The organism is Magnetospirillum fulvum MGU-K5 (genome assembly GCF_000442515.1).
Lineage (GTDB): Bacteria > Pseudomonadota > Alphaproteobacteria > Rhodospirillales > Magnetospirillaceae > Phaeospirillum > Phaeospirillum fulvum_B.
The window spans coordinates 17,145-43,051 of sequence record NZ_AQPH01000009.1 but is presented as its reverse complement, the minus strand read 5'-3'; the positions used below and the strand labels follow the sequence as shown (position 1 = coordinate 43,051).

At 60.9% G+C, this 25,907-nt stretch carries 23 protein-coding genes, 3 tRNA genes and 1 pseudogene; 18 read left to right on the top strand and 9 right to left on the bottom strand.

Annotated elements, in window-relative coordinates; all coding sequences use genetic code 11:
• Positions 1 to 363: 363 nt before the first annotated feature.
• From K678_RS18955 to K678_RS04120, 7 genes are all read left to right on the top strand, one after another.
• Positions 364 to 660, top strand: a complete 297-nt coding sequence (locus K678_RS18955; protein WP_021131205.1) for a hypothetical protein — start codon at positions 364 to 366, stop codon at positions 658 to 660.
• 60 nt (positions 661 to 720) lie between these two features.
• Positions 721 to 900: a CsbD family protein gene (locus K678_RS04145; protein ID WP_021131204.1), complete on the top strand. Its 180-nt coding sequence runs from the start codon at positions 721 to 723 to the stop codon at positions 898 to 900.
• Positions 901 to 1,200: 300 nt separating this feature from the next.
• Positions 1,201 to 3,210 carry a catalase gene (locus tag K678_RS04140; RefSeq protein WP_021131203.1) on the top strand — a complete coding sequence of 670 codons (2,010 nt, stop codon included), beginning with the start codon at positions 1,201 to 1,203 and terminating at the stop codon, positions 3,208 to 3,210.
• A gap of 16 nt (positions 3,211 to 3,226) precedes the next feature.
• Positions 3,227 to 4,477 carry an NAD(P)/FAD-dependent oxidoreductase gene (locus tag K678_RS04135; RefSeq protein WP_155804447.1) on the top strand — a complete coding sequence of 417 codons (1,251 nt, stop codon included), beginning with the start codon at positions 3,227 to 3,229 and terminating at the stop codon, positions 4,475 to 4,477.
• Positions 4,478 to 4,879: 402 nt separating this feature from the next.
• Complete coding sequence (locus K678_RS04130; RefSeq protein WP_021131201.1) at positions 4,880 to 5,263, top strand: hypothetical protein; 384 nt, start codon at positions 4,880 to 4,882, stop codon at positions 5,261 to 5,263.
• Entirely contained in the window at positions 5,263 to 5,625 is a 363-nt protein-coding gene (locus K678_RS18515) for a hypothetical protein (RefSeq protein WP_155804445.1), read from the top strand. The genes K678_RS04130 and K678_RS18515 overlap by 1 nt, the downstream gene beginning before the upstream one ends.
• Positions 5,626 to 5,856: 231 nt before the next feature.
• Complete coding sequence (locus K678_RS04120; protein ID WP_021131199.1) at positions 5,857 to 7,860, top strand: acyltransferase family protein; 2,004 nt, start codon at positions 5,857 to 5,859, stop codon at positions 7,858 to 7,860.
• Between the two features lie 204 nt (positions 7,861 to 8,064).
• On the opposite strand, the gene K678_RS04115 is transcribed toward K678_RS04120, so the two are convergent.
• Positions 8,065 to 8,150 (bottom strand) — tRNA-Leu (locus K678_RS04115).
• A gap of 181 nt (positions 8,151 to 8,331) precedes the next feature.
• Between K678_RS04115 and thrS the strand changes: the two are divergent.
• A pseudogene (gene thrS / locus K678_RS04110) lies at positions 8,332 to 10,249 on the top strand (threonine--tRNA ligase).
• A gap of 99 nt (positions 10,250 to 10,348) precedes the next feature.
• A complete protein-coding gene (gene infC / locus K678_RS04105; protein ID WP_021131198.1) occupies positions 10,349 to 10,870 on the top strand; it encodes a translation initiation factor IF-3 in 522 nt (173 codons plus the stop codon).
• A 188-nt stretch (positions 10,871 to 11,058) separates the two neighbouring features.
• Here infC and K678_RS04100 read toward each other — a convergent pair whose 3' ends face one another.
• On the bottom strand, positions 11,059 to 11,826 hold the full coding sequence (locus K678_RS04100; protein ID WP_021131197.1) for a substrate-binding periplasmic protein: 768 nt from the start codon (positions 11,824 to 11,826) through the stop codon (positions 11,059 to 11,061).
• 231 nt (positions 11,827 to 12,057) lie between these two features.
• Between K678_RS04100 and K678_RS04090 the strand changes: the two genes are divergently transcribed.
• A complete protein-coding gene (locus K678_RS04090) occupies positions 12,058 to 12,525 on the top strand; it encodes a RidA family protein (protein WP_021131195.1) in 468 nt (155 codons plus the stop codon).
• Positions 12,526 to 12,556: 31 nt separating this feature from the next.
• On the opposite strand, the gene K678_RS04085 is transcribed toward K678_RS04090, so the two are convergent.
• A complete protein-coding gene (locus K678_RS04085; protein WP_021131194.1) occupies positions 12,557 to 12,862 on the bottom strand; it encodes an STAS domain-containing protein in 306 nt (101 codons plus the stop codon).
• Between the two features lie 168 nt (positions 12,863 to 13,030).
• Between K678_RS04085 and arfB the strand changes: the two genes are divergently transcribed.
• The 3 genes from arfB (at position 13,031) to K678_RS04070 (ending at position 14,966) form a co-directional block, all read left to right on the top strand.
• A complete protein-coding gene (arfB, locus tag K678_RS04080; protein WP_021131193.1) occupies positions 13,031 to 13,471 on the top strand; it encodes an alternative ribosome rescue aminoacyl-tRNA hydrolase ArfB in 441 nt (146 codons plus the stop codon).
• 288 nt (positions 13,472 to 13,759) lie between these two features.
• Positions 13,760 to 14,329: a LabA-like NYN domain-containing protein gene (locus K678_RS04075; RefSeq protein ID WP_021131192.1), complete on the top strand. Its 570-nt coding sequence runs from the start codon at positions 13,760 to 13,762 to the stop codon at positions 14,327 to 14,329.
• Positions 14,322 to 14,966, top strand: a complete 645-nt coding sequence (locus tag K678_RS04070; protein ID WP_021131191.1) for a uracil-DNA glycosylase — start codon at positions 14,322 to 14,324, stop codon at positions 14,964 to 14,966. Before K678_RS04075 ends, K678_RS04070 begins: the two co-directional genes overlap by 8 nt.
• Positions 14,967 to 14,978: 12 nt before the next feature.
• Here the strand turns inward: K678_RS04070 and K678_RS04065 are convergent, their stop codons facing one another.
• The 5 genes from K678_RS04065 to K678_RS04045 all read right to left on the bottom strand — a co-directional run bounded on the left by K678_RS04065 (position 14,979) and on the right by K678_RS04045 (position 22,776).
• Entirely contained in the window at positions 14,979 to 16,898 is a 1,920-nt protein-coding gene (locus K678_RS04065) for a diguanylate cyclase domain-containing protein (RefSeq protein WP_021131190.1), read from the bottom strand.
• Positions 16,899 to 16,995: 97 nt separating this feature from the next.
• The gene (locus tag K678_RS04060; protein WP_021131189.1) at positions 16,996 to 19,653 is read right to left on the bottom strand and encodes a valine--tRNA ligase; all 2,658 of its coding nucleotides are present in this window, start codon (positions 19,651 to 19,653) and stop codon (positions 16,996 to 16,998) included.
• Positions 19,654 to 19,741: 88 nt separating this feature from the next.
• On the bottom strand, positions 19,742 to 20,485 hold the full coding sequence (locus tag K678_RS04055) for a DUF2497 domain-containing protein (RefSeq protein WP_021131188.1): 744 nt from the start codon (positions 20,483 to 20,485) through the stop codon (positions 19,742 to 19,744).
• Positions 20,486 to 20,617: 132 nt separating this feature from the next.
• A complete protein-coding gene (locus tag K678_RS04050) occupies positions 20,618 to 22,018 on the bottom strand; it encodes a TolC family outer membrane protein (protein ID WP_021131187.1) in 1,401 nt (466 codons plus the stop codon).
• A 104-nt stretch (positions 22,019 to 22,122) separates the two neighbouring features.
• Positions 22,123 to 22,776 carry a protein-L-isoaspartate O-methyltransferase family protein gene (locus tag K678_RS04045; RefSeq protein WP_021131186.1) on the bottom strand — a complete coding sequence of 218 codons (654 nt, stop codon included), beginning with the start codon at positions 22,774 to 22,776 and terminating at the stop codon, positions 22,123 to 22,125.
• 161 nt (positions 22,777 to 22,937) lie between these two features.
• Here K678_RS04045 and K678_RS04040 point away from each other — a divergent pair.
• From K678_RS04040 to sugE, 5 genes are all read left to right on the top strand, one after another.
• Positions 22,938 to 23,011: transfer RNA gene (locus tag K678_RS04040), tRNA-Cys, on the top strand.
• Between the two features lie 69 nt (positions 23,012 to 23,080).
• A tRNA-Asn gene (locus tag K678_RS04035) sits at positions 23,081 to 23,155 on the top strand.
• 170 nt (positions 23,156 to 23,325) lie between these two features.
• Positions 23,326 to 23,523, top strand: coding sequence for a hypothetical protein (locus K678_RS18510; protein WP_021131185.1), 198 nt, complete (start codon positions 23,326 to 23,328; stop codon positions 23,521 to 23,523).
• A gap of 168 nt (positions 23,524 to 23,691) precedes the next feature.
• Complete coding sequence (gene fldA, locus K678_RS04025; protein ID WP_021131184.1) at positions 23,692 to 24,210, top strand: flavodoxin FldA; 519 nt, start codon at positions 23,692 to 23,694, stop codon at positions 24,208 to 24,210.
• A 57-nt stretch (positions 24,211 to 24,267) separates the two neighbouring features.
• Entirely contained in the window at positions 24,268 to 24,588 is a 321-nt protein-coding gene (sugE, locus tag K678_RS04020) for a quaternary ammonium compound efflux SMR transporter SugE (protein ID WP_021131183.1), read from the top strand.
• Between the two features lie 138 nt (positions 24,589 to 24,726).
• On the opposite strand, the gene K678_RS19915 is transcribed toward sugE, so the two are convergent.
• Positions 24,727 to 25,335, bottom strand: a complete 609-nt coding sequence (locus tag K678_RS19915) for a sensor histidine kinase (RefSeq protein ID WP_414532662.1) — start codon at positions 25,333 to 25,335, stop codon at positions 24,727 to 24,729.
• Between the last annotated feature and the right edge of the window lie 572 nt (positions 25,336 to 25,907).

The following is a 25,907-nucleotide window of genomic DNA, read 5'->3' as shown; positions in this document are numbered from 1 at the left end:
AACTCAAAATTATAAAACAACTTACACATCGACCTGATGTTAAAAATCATCACACAAATCAAAATAAAATACAAATGTCGGAACATACCCATATAATTTAATTATGCGCGAATAACATCACAAAAATTAATGTAATTTCGACATCGTACACCTCATAAATTTATTCATATGAAATAAATGGGTAGATTCCGGGGCTCGTTTCGTCCGCGACAAAGGGTGAAGGTCAACGATCAGAGGACAGATGTTGCGGATCAAGCGCTGCTTTAACACAGCACTCCTCGATCACGATCCCCCCCGACCCAAGGTCCTCGCGAGTGGATTCTTGGAACCGCGCAGCAATGCCGCTCAATTAAGGAAATAAACATGCCTGCTTCGACTCATAAGAAAGCCGCAGATCATCACGACCAGGCGGCAAAGTCCCACCGGTCCGCCGCCGATCAACATGAAAAGGGCGATTCGGCCGCAACCGCTAAACATGCCGAGGAAGCACACGAGCACTCAACGGCAGCGCACAAGCTTTCGAGCGACGCGCATGAAAAGTCGAGTGCCGCCAAGGGCAAGTCCGGCGAGTCTCAGGGAAAGTCCAGCGAATCTCAGAGCAAGTCCGGCGAATCAAAGAGTAAGCCGTCTGAATCCAGCAGCAAGTCCAACGCCAAGTAAGCGGCAGATCGCTTCGGCTGGACGGCGATATCACCTCGACGAGACTTTAGGAGAAGAGCCATGAGCAAAGAAGGCATCGAAGGCGCGGCCCAAAAGGGTGTCGGCGCGGTCAAACAGGGCCTCGGGAAAATTGTCGGGAGCGACAAGCTCCAAGCCGAAGGGGCTGCCGACAAGCTCGCAGGGTCTGCCAAGGAAGCTGTTGGCAAGGCCAAGGATGCTGCCCACAAGGCAAGCAAGTAGGCCGTGTCCTGCCCGGGACTCCGGCCGCCGGTTTCCAACCGGCGGCCGCTGACATTTCCGACGCAATAGCGGTGCCGCGGAGACCCTGGGCAACGTCGAACCGGAGTCTATCGGCGTGACACGGTAAGCGACACGGCACACCCCAGTCGAAGCGATTGGAGTTTGAGTCCAAACGGGAAAGGATCTCTGATGGCCGTCCCCCCTCTGACCACACCATCGAATGCGCCCCACGCCCCGTGTCCGTCAACGATTGGCAAAGGTGGAGAAATTCACCAGCAGGGCACGGATCCGTATACTCAGTTGACGACGAACCAGGGTGTTCCGATCAGCGACAATCAGAATTCCCTAAAAGTCGACGCGCGGGGGCCGGTTCTGTTGCAGGACTTTATTCTGCGCGAGAAAATCACCCATTTCGATCACGAACGCATCCCAGAGCGCGTCGTTCACGCCCGCGGCTCTGGCGCCCATGGCTATTTCGAGTGCCTGGACTCTTTATCCGATTTGACGAGCGCGGATTTTCTTCAGCGCGCCGGTGACAGGATTCCGCTGTTTGCGCGTTTTTCGACGGTTGCTGGCAGTAAAGGCTCGGCCGACCTCGCGCGCGACGTCCGCGGTTTCGCCGTCAAGTTCTATACTCACGAGGGAAACTTCGACCTCGTCGGCAACAATATGCCGGTGTTCTTCATTCAGGACGCCATCAAGTTTCCCGATCTGATCCATGCGGCCAAACAAGACCCCGACCGTGAGTTTCCACAGGCCGCCACCGCCCACGACACATTCTGGGACTACATCTCGCTGACGCCCGAGAGCATGCACATGATCATGTGGATCATGTCGGACCGGGCGATCCCGCGCAGTTTACGGATGATGGAAGGGTTCGGAATCCACACGTTCAGGCTGGTTGACGCCGAGGGCCGAAGCACATTCGTCAAATGGCATTGGCGTCCGCAGCACGGGATGGCTTCGGTCGTCTGGGACGAGGCCGTAAAAATCAACGGTGCCGACCCGGACTTCCACCGCCGCGACCTTTGGGAAGCCATAGAGGGGGGCGATTTTCCCGAATGGGAGCTTTCGGTCCAAGCCTTCACTCAGGCTGAAGCCGATGGCTTTGACTTCGACGTCCTTGACCCCACCAAACTTGTGCCGGAAGAGTTGGTTCCGCTTCGGCGGGTGGGCCGCATGGTCCTCGATCGCAATCCCGATAACTTCTTCTCGGAAACGGAACAGGTCGCCTTTTGCGCAGCCAACGTCGTACCGGGAATAGACTTCACGAACGACCCCCTGCTCCAGGGACGTCTCTTCTCGTATCAGGATACGCAGCTCAAGCGGTTGGGCGGTCCCAATTCGCATCAGATCCCGATCAATCAGCCGAAATGCCCGTTCCAAAATCTGCAACGCGACGGACACATGCAGATGTCCGCGCCAAAAGGCCAGGTGAACTATGAGCCGTCGAGCCTTGACCCGGCGGCACCACACGAGACGTCCGGCCAGGGCTACCGCACCTTTCCCAACCCGGAGGTCGGCGACCAGTTGCGAGTACGTCCGGAGAGCTTCGCCGATCATTACACGCAGGCGCGGATGTTCTTTGAAAGCCAGACCGAACCGGAACAGAACCACATTGTGGCGGCTCTGGTGTTCGAACTGAGCAAGTGCATCCTGCCCCGAGTCCGGGACGCCGTGCTATCTCGCCTCGTCCATATCGACAGCGTCATGGCCGGGCGGGTTGCGAGCGGGCTCGGCATGAACGGACAGATCACGCCAGCCGTTGCCCCGGTTGAGGCAAAGAGCACCGCGCCGTCGCCGATGCTCAGCATGCTCGCCAAGGCCACCCCGACCCTGCACGGTCGCAAGGTCGGGTGTATGATCAGTGACGGTGCCGATGCCACGCTCGTCCTCGAACTAAAGGCCGCCTGTAAAAAGGCTGGGGCCAAGGTTGAATTCATCGCGTCGAAAATCGGCGGCGTGACGTTAAGCGACGGTCACGTCTTGGCCGCGGATCATCGCATCGATGGCGGATCTTCCATTTTGTTCGACGCGCTGATCCTCCTCCTCTCCGCGCAAGGCGGGGCCCACTTGGCGGAAGAGGTCGCGCCGGCAAACTGGCTGCGGGACGGCTATGCTCACCTGAAAGTGATCGCCTTCAGTTCCGGCACCGCTCCCCTGTTCGCCAAGGCTGGCCTCACCGGCCCCCATCTTGCCGACGATCCCGGCATGATCGATTTGTCGCACTCCAAGATGACGAGCTTCACGAAAGCCGCCTCGCACGGTCGCGTATGGCAGCGGGAACCCACAGTGCGAACAATGGGCTAGGGATAGGACTGTCGCCGTGTCGGAGGAGACGCACGACCAGCCCCGTAAGATGCGGGGAGCCACCGCCCACCCGCACCTCCGCACCGGCCGATCTCTATGGGCGGACAGCCCCGGTCTGAGCTTGCCATCAAAGCGGCTGTCTCAACCGCTTGACGTTGATGTGGTGGTGATCGGTGCGGGGATCAGCGGTGCCTTCATGGCCTACGATTTGTCGCATGATTTTCACGTCGCGGTATTGGAGTGCAACGCGCCGCTGCTGGGCAGCACGATCGCGTCGACCGCGATGTTGCAATGGGAATTGGATTCGCCCGCCTTGGCCCTTGCGGAACAGATCGGTCTCGCGGATGCCTCGCGCGTCTATCAACGCTCGCGACGGGTGGTGAATGACCTGATCGACATCGTTCGGCTTGAACGAATCGCGTGTCGGCTCACGCCGAAAGCCTCACTGTACCTGGCAGGTGATGCTTATGGCGCTCGCGCACTCAAGTCAGAAGCTAAATTGCGGACGAATATCGGCCTGGACAGCGTTTTTCTGCGGAAAGACGAATTGCGGGAGCGTTTTGCGATCGAGCGTTCCGGCGCCATCCTGTCTCAGGGATCGGCGAGCGCCGACCCGGCTCAACTGGCGGCGGGGTTGCTGCGTCGCGCCATCAAACGAGGAGCGCACCTGTTCGCACCAGAGGAAGTCACAGGAATTATGCAGGGCGGAGACCATGTGACCCTTGTCAACGGATCAGGCTTCGAGGTGCGCGCGCGGCATATCGTTTTTTGCTGCGGTTACGCTTTTCCGAAGGGGGTGCCGACCAATCGAGCCAAGATCATCTCGACCTGGGCGCTGGCCAGCAAACCGATCGGCGATATGCCGGAGTGGCTCTCCAAGCACCTCCTTTGGGAAGCCTCCGATCCGTACCTTTATGTTCGGACCACGACGGACGGGCGGATCATCATGGGCGGTGAGGACGAAGCATCAGCGGATCGCCAAAGCGATCCGATCATTCTGAAAGAAAAAGGTCGCACGTTAACCCGAAAATTAAAGGTATTGTTGCCAAATATCCATTTCGAGATCGACTATGCATGGGCCGGAGCGTTTGGGCATAGTACAACGAGCATGCCTTTGATTGGTGCCATTCCGGACATGCCCAATTGCCATGCGGTAATGGGATTGGGCGGCAACGGAATCACGTTCTCCGCGCTCGCAAGCCAGATTGTAGGGGCGACGGTTCGCGGTCGCAGGGACCCCGACGCAGATCTGTTCGCATTCACTTGAACCAGGTTTGTCGTCGGACCTGTATTTCGAGATCCCTCGCGCATGGAACATCGAGACGCCAACCAGAACGGCGCGACCGCGCATCAACGGATGACAATTTGGGGATGGAGAGTCGCCATCGCGGCCGCCCTTTCCTCGCGTGACGCCCCCCTACCGCCAAAGAAAACCCAAGCACGACATGGTCAAACGACCAGCTGACAATGATCTGGGATGAGTTGTCAGAAAAGAAGATCACCGCCGATGGAAGCCGCGCCAAGCCTCCCGATCGGGCAGATTAATCACAAATTGCATCTATTTTTAGGAATTATCCTGTGTTTAACCTATTGCCATTGGTAATGTTGCCCACCACACAATGGCACGCTATAAGGGAAACCCTAAACTTCGGACATTAGGGACCCAACGATGAAATACAGTGTCATTCTGGCCTTTGGGATGCTGTCACTCGCGGGCTGCGCCTCGGCCCCCTCTGGTGGAAGTTCGGCCACCAATGTCTCGTTCGACTATCCCGCTGCCGCTGTTCAGAAGGCTGCGGTCAATGCCCTCAGCGTGACGGGGTTCGATATCCAGAAATCCGATCCCACCTATGTCGAAGGATTCCGGCCGCGCAAAGTCGGGCTGTTTGTTGGGTCCGGCGGCGAGACGGTCGGGGTGTGGATCCTGCCGGTAAGCGCGAGCAAGACGACCGCCAAGGTCGAAACCGAAAAGTCTCTGGTCGGAATCGTCGGTCAGAAGAACTGGGATGACGAGGTCATCGACGCGATGCGCTCCAGCCTTTCGAGGCAGTAATGAGCGTTCGGCTCTCGGCGCTTGTCATCATTGGCGCATCGCTGCTCGCAGGATGCGCCTCATCGCAATCTCGAATGCAGCCGATGGGAGACTTGCCTCGTCAGTCCCGTGCGCCAAACTGCTCCGTTGAGGTGTTCCGGACTGCCCCGCCGTCCCGCCCGTTCATCAAGGTGGCCCGGCTCGATGTCCATCGGGAAGCGACCTACTTCCTACAGCCGTCCTTTGACGATTTGCTCCCTGATCTCAAGAAACAGGCATGTCTTGCCGGAGCCGATGCGATCATCGAGATCGTCGAAACAAAAGGCGGCTATCTCGAAACCAGTAGCAACCACCTGACGGCAACGGCCATCGTCTTTCAATAACCGTCCCCCCTCTTCGGAGACTTCTCTGGAGAGGGGGCACATCGGCGGGGACGAAGCCTGTTTCACCCTCGGCTTTTTTGGGGGAGGGAGGAGGCTTTGCCACATATCCACCAAACTCTCACCAGTCTCCCTGTGCCCCCGGAAGAGCAAAACCGGCTTTCAACCATTCAAAAAACGGTATATTTTCCCCCGTCACGGCAGCAATAAAGCCATGAAGGGCCAGATCTTCGCTTGAAAACAATCAATGAATACTATCGCAGAGATATCGACGGACTCCGAGCGATAGCCGTATTAAGCGTTGTCATCCACCACGCCTTTGACGGCCACGTCAGAGGTGGCTTCATTGGTGTCGATGTGTTTTTCGTTATATCTGGCTATTTGATTTCAAGCATTATCATTCGAGATATCCGGCAAGATCGATTTTCTTTCATTCGGTTCTACAGCAACCGTGTACGTCGAATTTTCCCCGCATTGTTTCTGGTTCTGGCTGCGACGCTCACCTACAGCTTCGTTGTGCTTCTGCCAAGTGAGCGGGAAGCTCTAGGCAAGCATATCGTTGGCGGGGCAGGATTCATCGCGAACATATTTTTTTGGCTGGAATCTGGTTATTTTGAGAAGAGCGCGACATTAAAACCACTTCTTCATCTCTGGTCTCTTGGCGTTGAAGAACAATTTTACCTTTTATGGCCTGCCGCCCTGGTGCTTGCCGCTCATTTTCGAATTAAATTATTATTTATTTTAATTTCCGTATTCACCTTGTCCTTCGTGGCAAACATTGTCTTATCAATCCGAGACCCTTCCGGGGATTACTTTCTTCCCATTTCTAGATTCTGGGAATTAATGGTTGGTGCCGCCGTTGCCTTTGGCGGAACCTGGTGCTCAGATTCCTCCAACACCTTGAAAGCGCGGCTTTCTTCTGTACCAGTCCGCGAAATCGGCTCCGCGCTAGGCCTGATCCTCATCATCGCCTGCGCTTATAAATTCAGGGGCAGGTTTCACTTTCCGGGGTGGTGGGCCTTGCTGCCCACCCTGGGCACGGCGATGGTTATCGCCGCCGGCCCCCACACCTTCGTCAACCGAAGATTGTTATCCCTGCCCCCGTTGGTGTTTATTGGACTGATCAGCTATCCACTGTATTTGTGGCACTGGCCGTTACTGTCGTACCAAAGGATCATCTTCTCTGCGCCCCAGACCTGGGTGCCCGTCGCTCTGGTCGTCGCCAGCCTGATCCTTGCCTGGGCGACCTACGCCTTTGTCGAGAAGCCGATTCGCTATGGCCTCATAAAACACAAAGGCATGACGGCAGCCGTTCTGGTTGGCCTTGTCGTTGGCATGGGAGGAGCGGGACTCGCCCTCTGGCTGAACAAGGGAGAGGGACCGGGCTCTAGCGCCGGATCGAATCTCAACATGCAGGCGATCAATCAGGCCTTCGGCGAAAAGGTCTTCAACACGACGCCCGGAATGAAGGTCACCCATTACAACGAGATGATTATTACGGAAATGGGCACAGGCTCCCAATCCGTCTTGTTCGCGGGTGACAGCTTGTTGCTGCACTACGCCCCGAGAATACAAAAGATTTTTGACGAGAAGCGCCTGTCGTCAAAAGTTTTCTTTGTCGCCGGGGCTAGCTGCCCCCCATTTCCTGGAATTATCAAGACGGGCTGGTTTGCCCATTGCAATGAAATGCACGATATCATCCGCAAAACCGTCAACGACAACAACATTGGAACCATCGTTCTTGGGGCCTCGTGGGCGGGATATCAGGGGTCTGGCCTTATGGTTTCCCGTGATGGCAAGGAAATCCCGGGGCACCTCCCTGAAGCCATCGAAGCTGAATACGCCAATATCGAAGATTTTGTTCGAGAGCTTCAGCGCCCAGGTCGCAAGGTCTACCTGATCCTGCCGTCACCAACGCACGGAAAATTCGACCCACAGAGCATCGTGTCTCGAACCATGACCGGCTACTCAATCGACCCAGAAAGCCAGGACGGGGTTTCAACCGAAACACTCAAGATCAACAGAAAGACAATCGCCACCCGCTTGCGCGAAATCGCAGCCAGAACAGGAGCGGAAACGCTCGACCCGTTCGACGATATCTGCGGAACCGGCCCTCGCTGCTCGGTCTTTTTTGCCGATGGGAAGCCCAAGTTCGCCGACACCATGCATCTTCGCGCCGACTTCGTGAAGGATCACATCACGGTATTCGACGCGGTGGTGAGCACGACACATCCTTGAGCAGCGCACGACGCGACAGCACATCAACCTTATGAGGTATCGAAGGGAGTATCCGAGGCGAGCCGGTCCTGCCGCGTCCACACGTTGCGGATCAGCCCAGCCCCAGCGCGTCGGAAACAGGAAAAAGCCGAAAACGTCTCACGGCGAGCTTAGAAGCCGCCAGTGAGACATTTTTGGACAAAGATCAACCCGCCCCGCTTTGGATGGTGCCCCGTGCCGGAGTCGAACCAGCACGACCGAAGGTCGCCGCATTTTGAGTGCGGTGCGTCTACCAATTCCGCCAACGGGGCTCCGAGGCGGGGCGGGACAGCATCTAACATAGGAAATGCGTTCCCGCCAGCGTAAATTCGCACCAACCGTATCGCCCACCTCTGGCAGGCGTGCAAATCCTGCGGCTTTCCTTGACTTGCGGCGGTTTCGCCGTAGACTCCGTCCCCCTGTCCGTACCTGACTGGTCGAAAGAGAATTTCCATGGTCGCCATCACCTTGCCCGACGGTTCGGTCCGTCGGTTCGATTCCCCGATTTCCGGCCTTGATCTGGCGCGGGACATCGGCACTGGACTCGCCAAGGCGGCCCTGGGCATCACTATCGACGGCACCCCGCGCGACCTGTCGACCGTGATCGAATCCGATGCGCAGGTTTCGATCCTCACCGCGAAGAGCGGGGCCGAGGCGCTTGACCTGCTGCGCCACGACGCCGCCCACATCATGGCCGAGGCGGTCAAGGAACTGTATCCCGAGACCCAGGTCACGATCGGCCCGTCGATCGAGAACGGTTTTTATTACGATTTTGCCCGCCCGACTCCGTTCACCCCCGACGATCTGACCAAGATCGAGGCGCGGATGGCCGAGATCGTCGATCGCAACGAAGCGATCACCCGCGAGGAATGGGACCGTGACGAGGCGGTCGCCTTCTTCCTCGGCATGGGCGAAAAGTACAAGGCCGAGCTGATCGCGGCGATTCCCGCCGGTCAGACCATCAGCCTGTACCGCCAGGGCAATTTCATCGATCTGTGCCGGGGGCCGCACCTGCCCTCGACCGGCAAGCTCGGCAAGGCGTTCAAGCTGATGAAGCTGGCCGGAGCCTATTGGCGCGGCGATTCGCGCAACGAGATGCTTCAGCGCATTTACGGCACCGCCTGGTTCGACAAGAAGGAGCTGGATTCCTACCTCCACATGCTGGAAGAGGCGGAGAAGCGCGATCACCGCCGCCTCGGCCGCGAGATGGACCTGTTCCACCAGCAGGAAGAGGCCGCCGGTTCGGTGTTCTGGCACAAGAAGGGCTGGGTGGCTGTGGCGGGCGGTCGAGTCCTATATGCGCCGTCGGCTCGAAGCCAACGATTACCAGGAGGTCAAGACTCCGCAGCTGGTCGATTTCTCGCTGTGGGAGGCCTCGGGCCACGCCGATAAATTCTCCGAAAGCATGTTCACCATCACCACCCAGGATGATCGTCATCTGGCGGTGAAGCCGATGAACTGCCCCTGCCACGTCCAGATTTTCCGTCAGGGGATCAAGAGCTACCGCGACCTGCCGCTGCGCATGGCCGAGTTCGGCTCGTGCCACCGCTACGAACCGTCGGGTGCGCTGCACGGGATCATGCGGGTCCGCGCCTTTACCCAGGACGACGCCCACATCTTCTGCACCGAAGACCAGATCACCTCGGAAACCGTCGCCTTCTGTCACCTCCTGAAGGAGGTCTATCAGGATTTCGGCTTCACCGACGTGCGGGTCAAGTTCTCGGACCGTCCGGCCAAACGGGCCGGGTCCGATGAAACCTGGGACAAGGCCGAGAGCGCCCTGCTGGAGGCAGCCCGCGCCGCCGGACTGGAAACCGTGCTCAATCCGGGTGAAGGCGCCTTCTATGGCCCCAAGCTGGAATTCGTCCTGCGCGACGCGATCGGGCGCGACTGGCAGTGCGGCACCCTTCAGGTCGATTTCGTATTGCCCGAGCGTCTCGACGCCGCCTATGTCGCCGAGGACGGCAGCAAGAAGCGTCCGGTGATGTTGCACCGGGCCATTCTCGGCTCGTTCGAGCGCTTCATCGGCATTCTGATCGAGAACTTCTCGGGGCGCTTCCCCTTGTGGCTGGCTCCGGTCCAGGTGGTGGTCACCACCATCGTGTCCGACGCCGATGATTATGCCCGCGAGGTCCAGGCCGCCTTGCGCGCCGCCGGGTTGCGCGCCGAACTCGATCTTCGTAACGAAAAAATCAATTATAAGGTTCGCGAACATTCGGTCGCCAAAGTGCCGGTTCTGCTGGTGGTCGGCAAGCGCGAGGCCGAAAATCGTGCCGTCGCCATTCGCCGTTTAGGCGGAAGCGACCAAGAAATTGTTGCGCTGGATCAGGCAGTGGCTACACTGGCGAAAGAATCCGCTCCGCCCGTCTGACCGGCGGGCGAACCAACAGAGGTAGGTCGGGCCGCTTTGCGTGCTCCGACCGTTTTGTATACTCAAATCGATGGAGAGTGTTCTATAGCTAGACCGCCCATGCAGACGCCGCCCAGATCCGACGGGCCTCGCGTCAATCGTGAAATCGATGTGCGTTCCATCCGTCTGGTGGGCGCCGACGGTGAGATGATCGGTGTCGTCACCCTGCGCGAAGGCTTGCTGATGGCCGAGGAAGCTGGGCTCGACCTCGTCGAGGTCTCTCCCAACGCCGATCCGCCCGTCTGTAAGATTCTCGACTTCGGAAAGTTTAAGTACGAAGCCCAGAAGAAGAAGAACGAAGCGCGCAAGAAGCAGAAAGTCATCGAAGTCAAGGAAATCAAACTTCGCCCCAACATTGACGAGAACGATTACGGCGTCAAGATGCGGAGCATGAAGAAGTTCCTTGAAGAAGGTGATAAGGTCAAGGTGACCATGCGCTTTCGTGGCCGTGAACTGGCCCACCAGGACATCGGCATGAAGCTGCTGGAACAGGTCCGCGACGATCTCGAAACCCTCGGCAAAGTCGAGCAGGTGCCCAAGATGGAAGGGCGCCAGATGGTAATGGTGATCGCTCCGCGCTGATCTGCCCTCTCCCGCGCGCTGGCCGATTCTTCGGCCGGTGCGCGGGCGACGACCCTGTTTCTTCCTGTTTTGCCGCGCTGACGGATGACATGTCAAATCCGCCCCTGTCTCTCGACATCGGGCGCTTTTTTTGTTTGCGCGAGTGCAGACAGATTAAAGATCGGGCATCTGCCGCACGGACGATGCGGTTAGCGCGCGCCCTTCAGCCCTGCTTCGGCCCCGGTGCGGGCGACAATCGCGGCAACCACCCCTTGGTTGGCCGCCAGCCAAGCATCGAATTCGGCAACGATTTCGGGCGCAACCCGCGACGACAGCCGATACGAGTCCGAAATGTGGGGAAGATCAGGATCGTAGCTCAGGCCGCCCTGGCCACCGGGCAGACTGGCCGCCATGTGATGTGCTACGGCGACATTGACGTAGGCTCCGTCGATTCGCCCGGCCAGAACCTGACGCAACAGCGGCTCGAAACCGGGATTTTCCTTCAGCTCGACCGAGCCGACCTCGACCCGGCTTTTCCAGGAAAACGGGGTAAATCCGGCAACAGTTCCCAGCGTTCGCACCGCCTCGGCCCCCTGCCCGACCCGATCGCTCCGGACCACGGTGCCATCGATATAGGCGAACACCGGAGCGGAATAAGACAGGGTCGCCCCTAGGCGAACCGCCGGCTGCCAATCCGGGCTGTCGGGGAATTTCAGATCAATGCCGCCATGGATCAATTCGGCCAGCAACCGCTTGACCGGCAGGGGCCGAAAGATCAGCCGGTGCCCGTTCGCCTGAGCAAAGGCATCCAGAATTTCCCGCGCGGCACCGACAAATTGCCCATCCCGCCAAGCATAAATCGGGCTGTAATCGATCGCCTCCACCCCAACGGTGAGATCGCGGGCAACAGCCTGGGGCGGAACAGCAATCGCCCACAGCCCCAACGCCAATCCCCACAGACCGATTCTGGCACGCATTCTTCGTCCGACCTTTGCATTCAACGAGACCGATTGAACCATGACACTCCCCCCGGTTCAATCGCAGTCACGGCTCCCAAGATGATTATGCCGCGAAGACGAAACCCGAGATCGACGTGGATCAGGATAGGCTTGGACATTGCCTGAAATGGAAGAGTCCACCTCTCAATGCCCCCCGCGCGCCAAAACTTGGTATGATCCAACCACTTCATTTCCAGGAGAAATCGGATCATGACCGGACGCGTCGATTCCCGCCTCGCCGAATTGGGGTTGGTCCTGCCCACCCCGGCCGCTTCCGTGGCGAATTACCTTCCTTACGTCATCAGCGGATCGCTGGTGTTCGTGTCGGGTCAATTGCCGCTGGTCGATGGCAAGGTCACCGTTACCGGCCGCCTTGGGGCCGATGTCAGCCTTGAGGATGGCCAAAAAGCGGCCCGTCAGTGCGCAATCAATTTGCTGGCCCAGGCCCGCGCCGCCGCCGGGGGCGATCTTGATCGGGTGATTCGTCTGGTCCGGTTGGGCGGCTTCGTTGCCAGCACGCCCGATTTTACCGACCAGCCCAAGATCGTTAATGGCGCGTCTGACCTGATGGTCGAGGTTCTGGGCGATGCCGGACGCCACTCCCGCGCCGCCGTCGGCGTTGCCTCATTGCCGTTGAATGCCGCCGTTGAAATCGAAGCGGTGTTCGAACTGGCCTGACCGGAATAGCCGGGCGCAGATCGACCGATGGTCAGGGCACGATGTCGAAATCGCTGCCCGCCTCGGTCAGTTCCAGCATCCGCATCACCCCACTTTGAGGCGAAAGCAGGCGGACACGACAGTCCTCGCCGCCCAGTTCCTCGCGAGCGATATGGAGCAGGCCCAGCCCAACCGAATCGATCCTAGACACCCGAGCTAGATCGAACGTCAGAGTTTTGCTCCGCCCCGCCGCCAAACGTAGTACCAATTGCTTGAATTCATGGCTGGCGGAAAAGTCGAGAACCCCGTCCAGATGGACGTTGAGACCGGATTCCCCTTCCTTAATCGTGATCTTCATTCATTTTCTCCATGCCGCCAGGGTCCGGATCGCGAGAAAACGATCAATTTTTCAAATTGATACCACATCGTTCCGACGCAACGACAGACACGTTAAGCGGCAATATCACCCGTCACAAATTGTCACAACCCGGCACGCCGTTCTTTCCCGCTTCCCTCGGCACGGAACTTGCCGTACCACTTCGGCACCATGATCCCGATCACCGACCGCATTGCCATCGCCGAGAGCGAAATCGAAGAAAGCTATCAGCGCGCCTCTGGCCCGGGTGGGCAGAACGTCAACACCCTGTCCTCGGCGGTGCGATTGCGCTTTGACGTCCGCAACTCGCCATCCCTGCCCGAAGCAGTCAAGGAACGGCTGGAACGATTGGGCGGGCGGCGGATCAATCGTGACGGCGTGCTGATGATCCTGGCCCAGTGCCACCGAACCCAGGAGGCGAACCGCCGCGATGCTCTTGATCGATTGGTGGCGCTGATCCGCGACGCGGTGCCGCCTCCGGTGCCCCGCCGCCCCACCCGGCCAACCCTGGGCTCGAAGACCCGGCGACTGAACGGCAAGTCTTTGCGCGGGGAAATCAAGGCGATGCGGCGTTCGCCCCTTAACGATTAGGGCCTATGTGGAAAGCACCTAGGCCGCACCTCCCCACCCTCGGCCTTTCTGTGGCGCCACCCCTGAACACTACATATCGGTGTAAAAACAACAAAAAACACAACATAACCTACAAACGGAAGAGGCAAGACAACAACACCCCGGCCTCGTCACCCCCCAGGCTTTCGTCGTAGAACAGCACCGCCGTCGGTTAGGCCTCTTGCGGAAGACCTCATCCCTGCCTACTTTAACCCTGTTATTTGTTCGCAAATTTCGCGAAGACTTTTCTTTAATCAAGAGAGATATATGATGCAATTTTATGCAGCCGAGCGAATCGGTCTGTTTGTTGACGGTTCGAATTTATATTCAGCCGCTCGTTCACTTGGTTTTGACATCGACTACAAAAAATTATTGCAGCTTTTTGCATCTGAAGGCCGCCTCATCCGCGCCTTTTACTATACGGCGCTGATGGAAGACCAGGAATACTCGCCGATCCGCCCCCTGGTGGACTGGCTCGACTATAACGGGTTCACCATGGTCACCAAGCCGACCAAGGAGTTTACCGACGCCACGGGTCGGCGGAAGATCAAAGGCAACATGGACATCGAACTGGCGATCGACGTGATGGAGATGGCTCCCCATCTCGATCATGTCGTGCTGTTCTCGGGCGATGGCGATTTCCGCCGTCTCGTCGAAGCGGTCCAGCGCAAGGGCGTCCGCGTCACCGTGGTCAGCACCATCCGATCCCAGCCGCCGATGGTCGCCGACGAACTGCGCCGACAGGCCGACATCTTCATTGAGTTGCAGGATCTCGAGCCTCAGATCGCCCGCGCCTCGTCCTATCGCGAAGACCGCCCCGCCATCGTCAGCAATGACTAGCAACGCCTACGCTCCGGGTCGCGATTGCCCGCTCTGTCCCCGTCTGTCGGCCTTCCTGGCCGACAGCCGCCAGGCTCACCCCGATTGGCACAATGCCCCGGTCCCCTCGTTTGGCGATCTGTCGGCGCGGATTCTGGTGGTCGGATTGGCCCCCGGTCTGAAGGGAGCCAATCGGACCGGCCGTCCCTTCACGGGGGATTATGCTGGCGACCTGCTCTACCCCACCCTGGCCGAATTCGGATTGGCGCAGGGATGCTATGGGGCGCGAGTCGATGACGGCTTTGTCCTGACCGGCTGTCGGATTACCAACGCCGCCCGCTGCGTCCCCCCCGCCAACAAGCCGTTACCGGCAGAGCTTGCCGCCTGTCGCCCTTTCCTCGTCGCCGAAATCGCGGCGATGCCCGCTTTGGCCGGGATTCTGGCGCTGGGGCGTCATGGGCACGATCAGAGCCTGTCCGCCCTGGGGCTGCGCCGCGCCGCCTACCCCTTTGCTCACGGGGCGCTGCACCGCCTGCCCAACGGGCTTGTCCTGGTCGATTCGTACCATTGCTCGCGCTACAACACCAATACCGGGCGGTTAACGCCTGAGATGTTCCGCGCGGCGGTGGGACGGCTGGTAGAGGCGGTCGGGGCGTAACGGCGGGCGCCGTCAGGATATTTCGACCGGCGCGGCAGGCTCAAGATCGCTCGCGAACAGAAAGCTGTTCTTGCCGCGCCGCTTGACCGCATACATCGCCTGATCGGCCCGGGCGATCAGCCCGGCTTCGTCCTCGGCATCGTCGGGATAGAGGGCAATGCCGACCGAGCCGCGCACCTCGGCAACGGAGCCATCAAGATCGTAGGGCAAGCTCAGTTGCTCGATCAGCTTCTGTGCGACCAGAGCCGGTTCCTCGCGCCCGCGAATGCCGTGCAGGATCACCACGAACTCGTCCCCGGCCAACCGGGCCAGGGTGTCGCTGCCGCGCATACAGTCCGACAGACGGTCCGAGGCACGCTGGAGCAACAGGTCGCCCGCGGCATGACCCAGCCGGTCATTGACCGCCTTGAACCCGTCGAGATCAAGGAACATCACCGCAAAGGATTTACCGTCGCGCCGGGCCTGCTGCACCGCCTGACTGAGGCGATCACGAAACAACGACCGATTGGGCAGCCCGGTCAGGGCGTCGTAATTGGCCTGACGCCAGACCCGTGCCTCGTCCTCCTTGCGGTGAGTGATGTCGGCAAACACCGCGACATAATGGCTGATCAGCCCGTTTCCTTCGCGGATAACGACGATCGACAGCCCGACCGCGAACACTTCGCCCGATTTGCGCCGGTTCCAGATATCGCCCGACCACGATCCTTTCGACAGCAACTCTCCCCACATCGCTTCGTAGAAGGCGGCATCGTGACGGCCGGAATTGAGCAAGGCCGGGCTGTTGCCCACCGCCTCGGTCCGCGAATATTCGGTAATCGCGCTAAAGGCCGGATTGACGAAAATGATCCGGTTGGCGGCATCGGTGATCATCACCGCTTCGTTCAGGGTGTCGAGCACCTTGGCCGCCAGCAGAATCTGCTGCTCGGCCGCCTTGCGCTCGGTGATGTCGTAAATCCAGGCCAGATTGACCGGCTCACGCTCGAAATCGGTCGACCGGATCGTCAGCAGGCTCCAGAACGGCTGACCGTCCTTGCGGCGGAACTCGACCTCGGCCCCGTCGATCTGTCCATGACGGCGCAGTTCAGCCAACACGGCGCGGCGCTGAGTCTCGTCGACGTAATTCTCGCGAGCCAGCGCGCCAAGGATTTCGGCGAAGCGGGCATTGGCAAAGACAATACGCCCGTCACGGCGGCGCGACACTGAGACGCCGATCGGGCTTTCCTCCAGAATGCGACGCAGCCGTTCCTCGCTGTCGCGCAGTTCGCTTTCGACGTTCATCCGCTCGGTAAAGTCGGCGCGCAGCCGCTCGACCATCGGATGGAACACACCAAAAGCCGAGACCAGCAACACCCCGATCGCCACCAGCAAGGCCGCGCCGTGCAGCACCATCAGCTCGCGCATCCGGTTCTCGCTGGCCTGACGGAAACGAAGGTTGAGGTCGTCCAGCGCCTCAAGCAGCGGCCCCGCCGCCGCCGCGGACAGAGCGGCCAGACCGGGATCGTCGGGAGCAAGCCCCGACGAGCGGGCCAACACCGTCCGTCCCAGCGCCAGATAGTGAGCCAAATCAGCATCGACCTGCCGGGCCGGGCCGTCGGCGATATCGCGTCCGGATAATAAAGGGAGCTGCCGCGCCGCCTCGGTCAGGGCCAGCTTGCGGCTTTCCAGGCGGTCGAGACTATCGGCCAGCAAAGCCTGAGCGGTCGGACGCTCGGCCTCGGACGTCACCGCCAGACGATTGGCGGCAAAGGCAATCCGTTCGATCAGCATCCGCTGATTGCCCGACAGGCTGACCTGGGCCAGCCCGTCCTCGGCACTGGCGATGCTGCGGGTCAGCCCGACGAACGACAGAACAGAGAGAACGCCCAGCACCGCGAGGACCGCGATATACCGGATCGTCAAATCCCTGGTGAACCGTTCGCCCAGCTCCGCCATGGCTATCCCGCTTTACCGTCCCCCCTCGGAACAGTCTTCCAACCTTTGATAGCACAAATGACGGAGCCAGAGCGACTCGTTCCCCTTGCGGCGGGGATCAGACCCCGCCCAGATACGCCAACGCCTGACGCAGACGGTCGGCCGAAGCCGCCCATTCGGCGCGACGCTCGCGCTGTTCCGCCACCACCTCCTCGGGAGCACGGGCAATGAAGTCGGCATTGCCGAGCTTCTTATCGACCTTGGCGATCTCGCCGTCGAGCCGCCCCAGTTCCTTGGACAGACGGGCACGTTCCTTGGCGATGTCGATGATGTCGCCCAGCGGCATCACCAGGGTCGCCTCGTCAACCACCATCTGAGCCGAGCCGGTGCGGTGCTGGTCCAACGCCTCGGCCGCGACCGCGTCCAGCGAGCGGCAGCGGGCCAGACGACGGATCAGGTCGCCATGAGTGGACAGCCAGCCGACGCGGGCCGGGGCCAGTCCGCCAACCAGCAGATCGACCTGAGCCGAAGGCGGCACGTTCATTTCGGAACGGACGGTGCGGACGGTCGAAACCACCCGAACCACCCAATCCATCTCGGCCGTGGCGGCGACATCCTCCAGCCCGGCCAGGGCGGGCCACGCTTGCAGCATCAGTTCACCGTCGCGGGTGGCGATCTGCTGCCACAATTCCTCGGTGATGAACGGCATCAGCGGATGAAGGATGTGCAGAATCTGGTCGAGCACCCAGGCGGCGGTGGCGCGGGTTTCGGCGCGGGCGGCCTCGTCAGCGCCGGACAGGATCGGCTTGGCGAATTCCAGATACCAGTCGCAGAAGGTGCCCCAGACGAAATGATAGGCCCCCAGAGCGGCGGCGTCGAACCGGTAGGTTTCGAGCGCGGCACCGACCTTGTCGGCCGCCTCGGCGGTCTTCGACACGATCCAGCGATTGACGGTTTCGCGCACCGACTTCGGATCAAAGCCCGCCACCGGATAACATTCGTTCATCTGGCAGAAGCGGGCGGCGTTCCACAGCTTGGTCGCGAAATTGCGATAGCCCTCGACCCGGCTTTCCGACAGCTTGACGTCGCGCCCCTGCGCCGCCAGCGCGGCCAAGGTGAAGCGCAGCGCGTCGCAGCCGAACTTTTCGATCAAGACCAGGGGATCAATGATGTTGCCCTTGGACTTGCTCATCTTCTGGCCCTTTTCGTCGCGGACCAGAGCATGGATGTAGATGTCGCGGAACGGCACATCACCCATGAAATGCAGGCCCATCATCATCATCCGGGCGACCCAAAAGAAGATGATGTCAAAGCCGGTCACCAGTACATCGCCGGGATAATAGCGGGCCAGCTCCGGGGTCTGGTCGGGCCAGCCCAGGGTCGAGAACGGCCACAGCGCCGACGAGAACCAGGTGTCGAGCACGTCGGTATCGCGGACCAGCTCGACGGCATGGCCGTAATGCGCAGTCGCGGCGGCCAGGGCTTCGGCCTCACTCTCTTCGACAAAGAAAGTTCCGTCCGGGCCGTACCACGCCGGGACCTGATGGCCCCACCAGATCTGACGCGAGATGCACCAGGGCTGGATGTTGCGCATCCACTCGAAATAGGTGTTTTCCCAATGTTTGGGGACAAAGCGGGTCTTGCCGCTCTCGACCGCCTCAATCGCGGGCTTGGCCAGGGTGGCGGCATCGACGAACCACTGATCGGTCAGCCACGGTTCGATCACGACGCCGGAGCGATCGCCATAGGGCACCATGTGGGTGTGCGGCTCGATCCGGTCGAGCAGCCCCAGTTCCTCCATCTCGGCGACCACCTTCTTGCGGGCGTCATAGCGGTCGAGCCCGCGATAGGCTTCCGGCACATCCTCATTGGTGCGGGCATCACGGTCGAAGATGTTGATCTGGGGCAGATTGTGGCGGACGCCGACCTGGAAGTCGTTGAAATCGTGGGCAGGCGTGATCTTGACCGCGCCGGTGCCCTTGGTCGGGTCGGAATATTCGTCGGCGACGATCGGAATCAGGCGGCCGACGATCGGCAGCCGCACCATCTTACCGACCAGGGCGGTATAACGCTCGTCCTCGGGATGGACCGCGACCGCCGAATCGCCCAGCATCGTTTCCGGCCGGGTGGTGGCGACGGTGATGAAGGTGTCCTCCATCCCCTCGACCGGGTACTTGAAGTGCCACATATGGCTCTTGATCTCGCGCTGCTCGACCTCAAGGTCCGAGATCGCGGTGTGCAGCTTGGGATCCCAATTGACCAGCCGCTTGGCGCGATAGATCAGCCCCTGACGATGCAGGGTGACGAACACCTTGCGCACCGCCTTTGACAGCCCCTCGTCCATCGTGAAGCGTTCGCGCGCCCAATCGGGCGACGCGCCCAGACGACGCAACTGGGTGGTAATGGTGCCGCCGGATTCCGCTTTCCATTCCCAGACGCGGCGGATGAATTCATCGCGGCCCAGATCGTGACGCGAGATGTTCTCGGCTTCCAGCCGCCGCTCGACCACCATCTGGGTGGCGATACCGGCATGATCGGTGCCGGGCTGCCACAACGCGTCGCGGTTGGTCATGCGGCGATGACGGATCAGCGCGTCCTGAAGCGTGAAGGTCAGCGCATGCCCCATATGCAGGCTGCCGGTGACGTTCGGCGGCGGCATCATGATGGTGTAAGGCGTCCGGGTCGATTCGACATCGGCGGCGAAGGCTCCCGCCTCCTCCCAGCGCTGATAATGTTTCGGCTCGACTTCGGCGGGACGGTAGGTCTTGTCCAGCATGGCAACAGACTCGGCTTCTAATGGAGTGGAAAAGGAAAACGGGCGGCCCGTGTGAGAGGACCGCCCGATAGGACATCACGGAAAAAAGCTAGAAATCTTCGGAACGATTGACCATCCGTTCGATCTCTTTCTTGACGATCCGCTCGATCATATAAGGCAGGTTCTGGTCCAACCATTCCTTCAGGATCGGGCGCAGCAATTCACGCACCAGATCCTCGACGGTCAGGGCGCTGTTGCCCAGGCCGAACGCCTTCTGCCGCACGATTTCGCGGGCAAGGTCGGACAGCAGGGTCGCGCCGCGCTCGACGTTGGGCGGCGACATCAGCGATTCGTCGTATTCGGGCTCGCGGAAGCTGCGGAACGGCGGCGGTGGTGGAGGCGGCGGCGGGGGCTCGACCGGAGGGACGAAGACAACCGGTTCGGGTTCGGGCTCGGGTTCCGGCTCCGGTTCGGGTTCCGGCTCGAAATCGTCGATCTCGAACGCCGGTTCGGGCTCCGGCTCCTCTTCAAGCACCATGTCCTCGGTCAGTTCGAGAACATCGTCGTCATCGTCGGGTTCCGGCTCGGGCTGGGGCGCCGGGGTATCGAACAGCGAATCGATATCGTCCTGGGCAAAGCTCGGCTTCGGCTCGGGAACCGGCTCAGGTTCGGGCTCGGGTTCCGGCGGAGGGGGCGGTGGCGGAGGGGGCGGCGGAGGTGGAGGCGGCGGAGGTGGAGGCGGCGGCGGCGGGGCCTTGGCCTTTTCCTCAACCTCGTCCTCGGACAATATCCTGCGAATGGAGGCAAGGATATCCTCCATCGACGGTTCTTGTTGGGCCTTATCTTCGCTCATGTCACGGCTATTCTATCTGCCTATGCCCGTAATAGGGCCCTGCTTCGATCATGCCGCACCGCCGGGAACAAATCACCAAAATCCTGCGTCCGATCAGGATGATCGACTTATACCCGGAGCGTCTCCCGAATCCTATTCGGCTCCTTTGCCGGAACCGATACCGGTGCCGATCCATTTTTCCCGCACTGACTCATAGTGCGAAACCGGATCGAACGCCTGAACGGGCAGATTAAGACCCTGCGCCGTCATTTCGCCAACCGCCGATTTCACCTGATACGCTGCCAGCAATTGATCGTGAACGGCGCGGACCTGGGCGACGCGGGCATCAAACGCTTCCTGCTCGGCATTCAGCACGTCGAGCACGGTACGCGATCCGACCTTCGATTCCTCACGCACCCCGGCCAGGGCCAGATCGGACGCCTTGATCTGGGCATTGTACGAGATGACCTGGGCCTGAGCCGATTGCAGGCTTTCCCACGCCTTGGTCGCGGTTTCGATCGCGTCGCGGCGGGCCTGGTCGGCCTCGATCCGGCGCTGCCCTGCGGTTTCCTTGGCGGCGCGCAGACGGGCATAGGTCCCACCGCCTTCGTACAGCGGCACCGACAGGTTCAGCAGAACCTCTTTGTTGGTGATCGCCGAGTCGAACCCACCAACCCCGGTTCCCGCCGTATCGAGATAGCGCGACACGTTGGCATTGAGCGAGACGCTGGGCAGCAATTCGCCGAACACCAGATCGATGCCGTACTTGGCCGCGTCGAAGGTCCGGTCGGCGGCAACGACATTGGGATTGTTGGCGAGCGCGCCGGCGGTCGCCTCGGTCAATCCGGACGGCAACGGCGCGGGCAAATCGGGCTGGATCACCGAATCCGGCAACGCGCCGACATTGTTCAGGTAATTGGCCCGCGAGCTTTTCAGAGTCCCCTCGGCGCCGATGCGGTCAGCAACCGCCTTGGCCAGACGGGCCTCGGCCTGACTGACGTCGGTGCGGGTGATTTCGCCGACGCGGAAGCGTTCCTGGGTCGCCTCAAGCTGGCGCTTCAGCACCTGCTCGTTATTGATCGACAGGTTCAGCACCTGCTCGTCGCGGACGACGTTCAGATAGGCGCTGGTGGCGTTCAACAGCACCGCCTGTTCGGTCGCGATCAGGCGCGCCCGCTCGGCCTGAACGTTCGCCTCGGCCTGATCGGTGGCGGCAACGGTGCGGCCGCCGGTATAGACCGGCTGCGTAACGGTCAACGAGGCGGATTTCGGGGTGCGGTTGGTCTCGTACTTATCCGGCCGGGTGTTGGCGGTATAAAGCCCCTTGCCCGCCGAGCCGGTCACCGTCACCGTCGGACGCCAGCCCGACAAAGCCTGCGGCACCCCTTCGTCGGTGGCGCGCAGCTTGGCCCGATAGGCCGCCAGATTCGGGTTGGACTCGTAGGTGGCCGCCAGAACATCGTTCAGCGAAGCCGCCTCCACCGCCCCGCCCCCCGACATCGCCATCAAGGCGACCCCAGCCACCCCGGCCAGCAGACCGTATGCCTTCTTCATCTCGACACCTTCTCTTCGGGGGACTGTCCGTCCGGTTCCGCCGCACCAAACCACAACCGGGGAAGATTAGCGGGACACGGCATAAGATCAAGGTCAAATCCCGCCTAGAAGGTGAAGACGGGCTTTGGCTCCAGTCCGGGAAGAAACGGCGTGGCGGCATCGAACGGCGTGGTGCGCCCAAAAACCTCGCCGGTCCGCGTCACCCGCGTTCCCACGCCACCGCCCTTCCCAGTCGACACCACCGCGACCAGACGGCCGCCATCGGCCAATTGGGCAATGATGCCATCGGGAATCTCGGCCACCGCGCCCAGGATAAGAATGACGTCATAAGGAGCCTGGGCCGGATAGCCGACCGCCAGATCGCCGGTAACCACCGCGACATTGTCGACTTCACGCTCGGCAAGGGTCGCGGCGGCGGCGGCGGCAAGCTCGCCGTCGCTTTCCAGCGACACCACCGTACTGGCCAGCTTCGACAAAACCGCGCTGGCCCACCCGGTCGCATCGCCGATCGCCAGAACGACATCGCCGTCCCCGATCGCGGCGGCCTGAAGCATCCGGGCCATCACCAGCGGCTCGATCATCACCCGCCCCCGCCCCAGCGGCAAATCCTCGTCGGTATAGGCATAGCCGCGCATCCGGCGGGGCAGAAACAATTCGCGCGGCGTGGTCGACAATGCCCGAATGGCGCGGGCATCCACGACATGATTGGTGCGAATTTGGCTCTCGACCATGTTGAAGCGGGCGGCGGCAAAATCCATCTCGACACGGCTCCTAAGACTAGTCTGCGCCCAGTGGCGACGGCTCCCTTATAGGGCCGACGCAAAATGAAAACAATGCCGCCACAAAGCCGCTTGACCGAGGGTAAATCTCCGTTTATAAGCACCCACCTCACGTCGGCCCCACGGCCGGTCGGACCGGTGGCCGGGTGGCAGAGTGGCTATGCAGCGGACTGCAAATCCGCGTACGTCGGTTCAATTCCGGCCTCGGCCTCCACCGTTCCTCGGACGGGTATGACGTGAAGTGAGTTTTTTCGGTTCCCCACCACCGCAGGGGAATCGGTGATCCGGAGTAGCTCAGCGGTAGAGCAGCCGGCTGTTAACCGGCTGGTCGGGGGTTCGAATCCCTCCTCCGGAGCCAATTTAAAAGGCCAAGCCCTTCAAAGGCTTGGCCTTTTTCTTTGCCCGCTCGAACGCCCTGACCGCCTGGGTTTTCGAACATCTCTAAAATTTCGTTGCATTCCGGGGCTCGTCGGGCGCTTAATAAAACCTTAGGCATAGAATTATGCCTGCCTAAGGGAGATATAGAACATGTCCGTCACCTCGATTTCGAGCGGTTCCGCCCCTCCCCCGTCGGCCCCACCCCAGCAGGCCAAGCCCGCGGCGCGTGACAGCGACGGCGACAATGATAACGAGGCCAAAGAATCCTCGGCGGCAAAAGCCAAGGAAGCCAGCCCACCGCCTCCGGAAACGTCCAATCGCGGCCGAACCGTCGATATCAACGCCTGATATCGGCGCGGCTTCGTGCGGCATTGAAGCCGGTCGTCGTCCTGACGATCGGCTTTTTTGGTCGCTGACCTGACCACCGACATATTGCGAACAATTCTCAATATCATTATCATCTCTCTCCATCAGGCCGAAGCCCCCCTCGGCCGCTCGCATTGGAGAGAGGGATTCATGAACGTCACCGTGATTTACGGCTCCGAGTCTGGCACCACCAAGGCGATCGCGAAGCGAATCGCCGCCGGTTTACAGGCGAAGCTCGTCAACATCACCGCGGCAAACCCGGCCGATTTCGAGCAATGCGATCTGCTGGTTCTCGGTTCGCCCACCTATGGGATCGGTGACCTTCAGACCGATTGGGAAGACCGGATCGCCTCTTTGCACAATGCGAACCTGAGCGGAAAGCAGGTGGCGATTTTCGGAACCGGCGATCAGGCGACCTATTCAGACAGCTTCGTCGACGCGATCGGGATTCTCCATGACATCGTCGTCGAGAAGGGGGCGGTGATCGTCGGTCACACCTCGACCGACGGGTATGACTACACCGCGTCGCTGGCCGAGCGCGACGGACGCTTTGTCGGGCTGGCGCTGGACGAAGACGGCCAGTCCTCCAAGACCGAAAAGCGGATCGCGGCGTGGCTGGCCCAGTTGGCCGAGACGCAATCCTTGCCTCAAGCGGCGCTTTCCGCTTAGACAAAAGACGTTCTTGGTCTCCAGGGGGATGGCGACCGCCCCCTCTGGAGACCTGTCATGGCCTGGATTGCGTTGTTTTTCGCCGGTCTGTTCGAAGTCGGCTGGGCGGTCGGCCTGAAATATACCGAGGGCTTCACCCGCCTGATCCCATCGCTTGCCACCTTGGCGGCAATGACGGTCAGTCTTGGCCTGCTGGCTTTGGCGCTCAAAACCCTGCCGCTCGGCACCGCCTATGCGATCTGGACCGGAATCGGTACGGTCGGCACCGCCATGCTGGGCATCATGCTGTTCGGCGAACCGGCCGATGCACTGCGGCTGGTCTGCATCTCCCTGATCGTCGCGGGGATCATCGGGCTAAAGCTGGTATCCCCGCACTGAGGTCTAATACCGGCCACCCCTCGATTTGATCCGTTGGTCGGTATCCGGCCGCCATTGCGGCGGCGGCCAAGCGAGCGGAGGCGAGCGCCCGGCGAGGGACAATACAACCGGCCAAGTCATTGGCCGGTTGGTGTGAGACTACGCCTGGGGCAAGGTCAAGGTCACCCGCAAGCCGCCTTCGGGACGATTGGCCAGGGTAATGTCGCCGCCATGGGCGCGGATCGCCGCCCGCGCCACCGCCAGCCCCAACCCGGTTCCGCCGGTATCGCGCGAGCGCGAGCTTTCCAGCCGGAAGAAGGGGGCGAACACCCGTTCGCGCGAGTCCTCGGGAATACCGGGGCCGTCATCATCGATAGTGAGACGGATTTCGCCACCCCCGGAGGCAAGCCCGACCCCGGCCCGGCCGCCATATTTGACTGCATTATCAAGCAGATTGGCGATGGCGCGTTTCAGCGCCACCGGCCGCGCCGCGATCACCAGACTGTCCGGCCCGGTGTAGGAGCAGGCGATATCCATATCCTCCATGTCTTCCAGCATTCCCTGGACCATCGCGGCGAGGTCGAGCCGTTGACGCGGCTCGCTGGCGGCATCGTCGCGGGCAAACGCCAGGGTCGAGGCGATCATCTGTTCCATCTCGGCCAGATCAGCCAGCATCTTGGCCCGCTGCTCGTCATCCTCGATGAACTCGGCACGCAGCCGCAGCCGGGTGATCGGCGTCTTCAGATCGTGACTGATCGCCGCCAGCATCTGGGTGCGGTCCTGAACGAAGCGAACGATACGATCTTGCATCACATTGAAGGCATGGGCAGCGCGGCGCACCTCGCGCGGGCCGGTCACCGCCATCGGCGGGGCACCGACATCAACCCCCAACCGCTCGGCAGCGGCGGCAAAGACGGCAAAGGGCAGCGTCGCCTTACGCACCGCGATCAGCGCCGCCAGGGTCACCAGCACCAGCCCCAGCAGCAGCGGTGCGACAAAGCGCGGCCGCCACAACGAGATACCGGGATCGAGCGGGGCCAGCACGTTCAGCCACGACCCATCATCCAGCCGGACCGAAATCCGCAGCGCCGGGCCGATCATGCGATGGGGTCGCTCCAGATTGGGCGGCCGCTGCGGCTCGGAACCGGGGGGGGCGAAGGTCGGCCCCTCGCCCGGAGGGGGGGGCGGTTCGGCATCCGGCGGGGGCCGGTCATCCTCGCGGCCACGCCCGAAGCGACCGAATATCCCGGTGTCGGGACCACCGACCGGGCCGGGACGAGACGAGACACGAATCTCGCGTCCCTCCAATCCGGTTTTCAGCGTGTCACGGACAAAGGCGG

Excerpts from the sequence above, each read along its gene's own strand:
- K678_RS04090 (WP_021131195.1), top strand. The coding sequence starts at position 12,058 with ATGACCGGACGCGTCGATTCCCGCCTCGCCGAATTGGGGTTGGTCCTG.
- K678_RS18515 (WP_155804445.1), top strand. The coding sequence starts at position 5,263 with ATGAGCGTTCGGCTCTCGGCGCTTGTCATCATTGGCGCATCGCTGCTC.
- K678_RS04060 (WP_021131189.1), bottom strand. The coding sequence starts at position 19,653 with ATGCTGGACAAGACCTACCGTCCCGCCGAAGTCGAGCCGAAACATTAT.
- K678_RS04065 (WP_021131190.1), bottom strand. The coding sequence starts at position 16,898 with ATGGCGGAGCTGGGCGAACGGTTCACCAGGGATTTGACGATCCGGTAT.
- K678_RS04055 (WP_021131188.1), bottom strand. The coding sequence starts at position 20,485 with ATGAGCGAAGATAAGGCCCAACAAGAACCGTCGATGGAGGATATCCTT.
- K678_RS04075 (WP_021131192.1), top strand. The coding sequence starts at position 13,760 with ATGCAATTTTATGCAGCCGAGCGAATCGGTCTGTTTGTTGACGGTTCG.
- infC (WP_021131198.1), top strand. The coding sequence starts at position 10,349 with ATGCAGACGCCGCCCAGATCCGACGGGCCTCGCGTCAATCGTGAAATC.
- K678_RS18955 (WP_021131205.1), top strand. The coding sequence starts at position 364 with ATGCCTGCTTCGACTCATAAGAAAGCCGCAGATCATCACGACCAGGCG.
- K678_RS04050 (WP_021131187.1), bottom strand. The coding sequence starts at position 22,018 with ATGAAGAAGGCATACGGTCTGCTGGCCGGGGTGGCTGGGGTCGCCTTG.
- fldA (WP_021131184.1), top strand. The coding sequence starts at position 23,692 with ATGAACGTCACCGTGATTTACGGCTCCGAGTCTGGCACCACCAAGGCG.
- K678_RS04085 (WP_021131194.1), bottom strand. The coding sequence starts at position 12,862 with ATGAAGATCACGATTAAGGAAGGGGAATCCGGTCTCAACGTCCATCTG.
- K678_RS19915 (WP_414532662.1), bottom strand. The coding sequence starts at position 25,335 with ATGCTGGCGGCGATCAGTCACGATCTGAAGACGCCGATCACCCGGCTG.
- K678_RS04070 (WP_021131191.1), top strand. The coding sequence starts at position 14,322 with ATGACTAGCAACGCCTACGCTCCGGGTCGCGATTGCCCGCTCTGTCCC.
- K678_RS04100 (WP_021131197.1), bottom strand. The coding sequence starts at position 11,826 with ATGCGTGCCAGAATCGGTCTGTGGGGATTGGCGTTGGGGCTGTGGGCG.
- K678_RS04045 (WP_021131186.1), bottom strand. The coding sequence starts at position 22,776 with ATGGATTTTGCCGCCGCCCGCTTCAACATGGTCGAGAGCCAAATTCGC.
- K678_RS04145 (WP_021131204.1), top strand. The coding sequence starts at position 721 with ATGAGCAAAGAAGGCATCGAAGGCGCGGCCCAAAAGGGTGTCGGCGCG.
- K678_RS18510 (WP_021131185.1), top strand. The coding sequence starts at position 23,326 with ATGTCCGTCACCTCGATTTCGAGCGGTTCCGCCCCTCCCCCGTCGGCC.
- sugE (WP_021131183.1), top strand. The coding sequence starts at position 24,268 with ATGGCCTGGATTGCGTTGTTTTTCGCCGGTCTGTTCGAAGTCGGCTGG.
- K678_RS04130 (WP_021131201.1), top strand. The coding sequence starts at position 4,880 with ATGAAATACAGTGTCATTCTGGCCTTTGGGATGCTGTCACTCGCGGGC.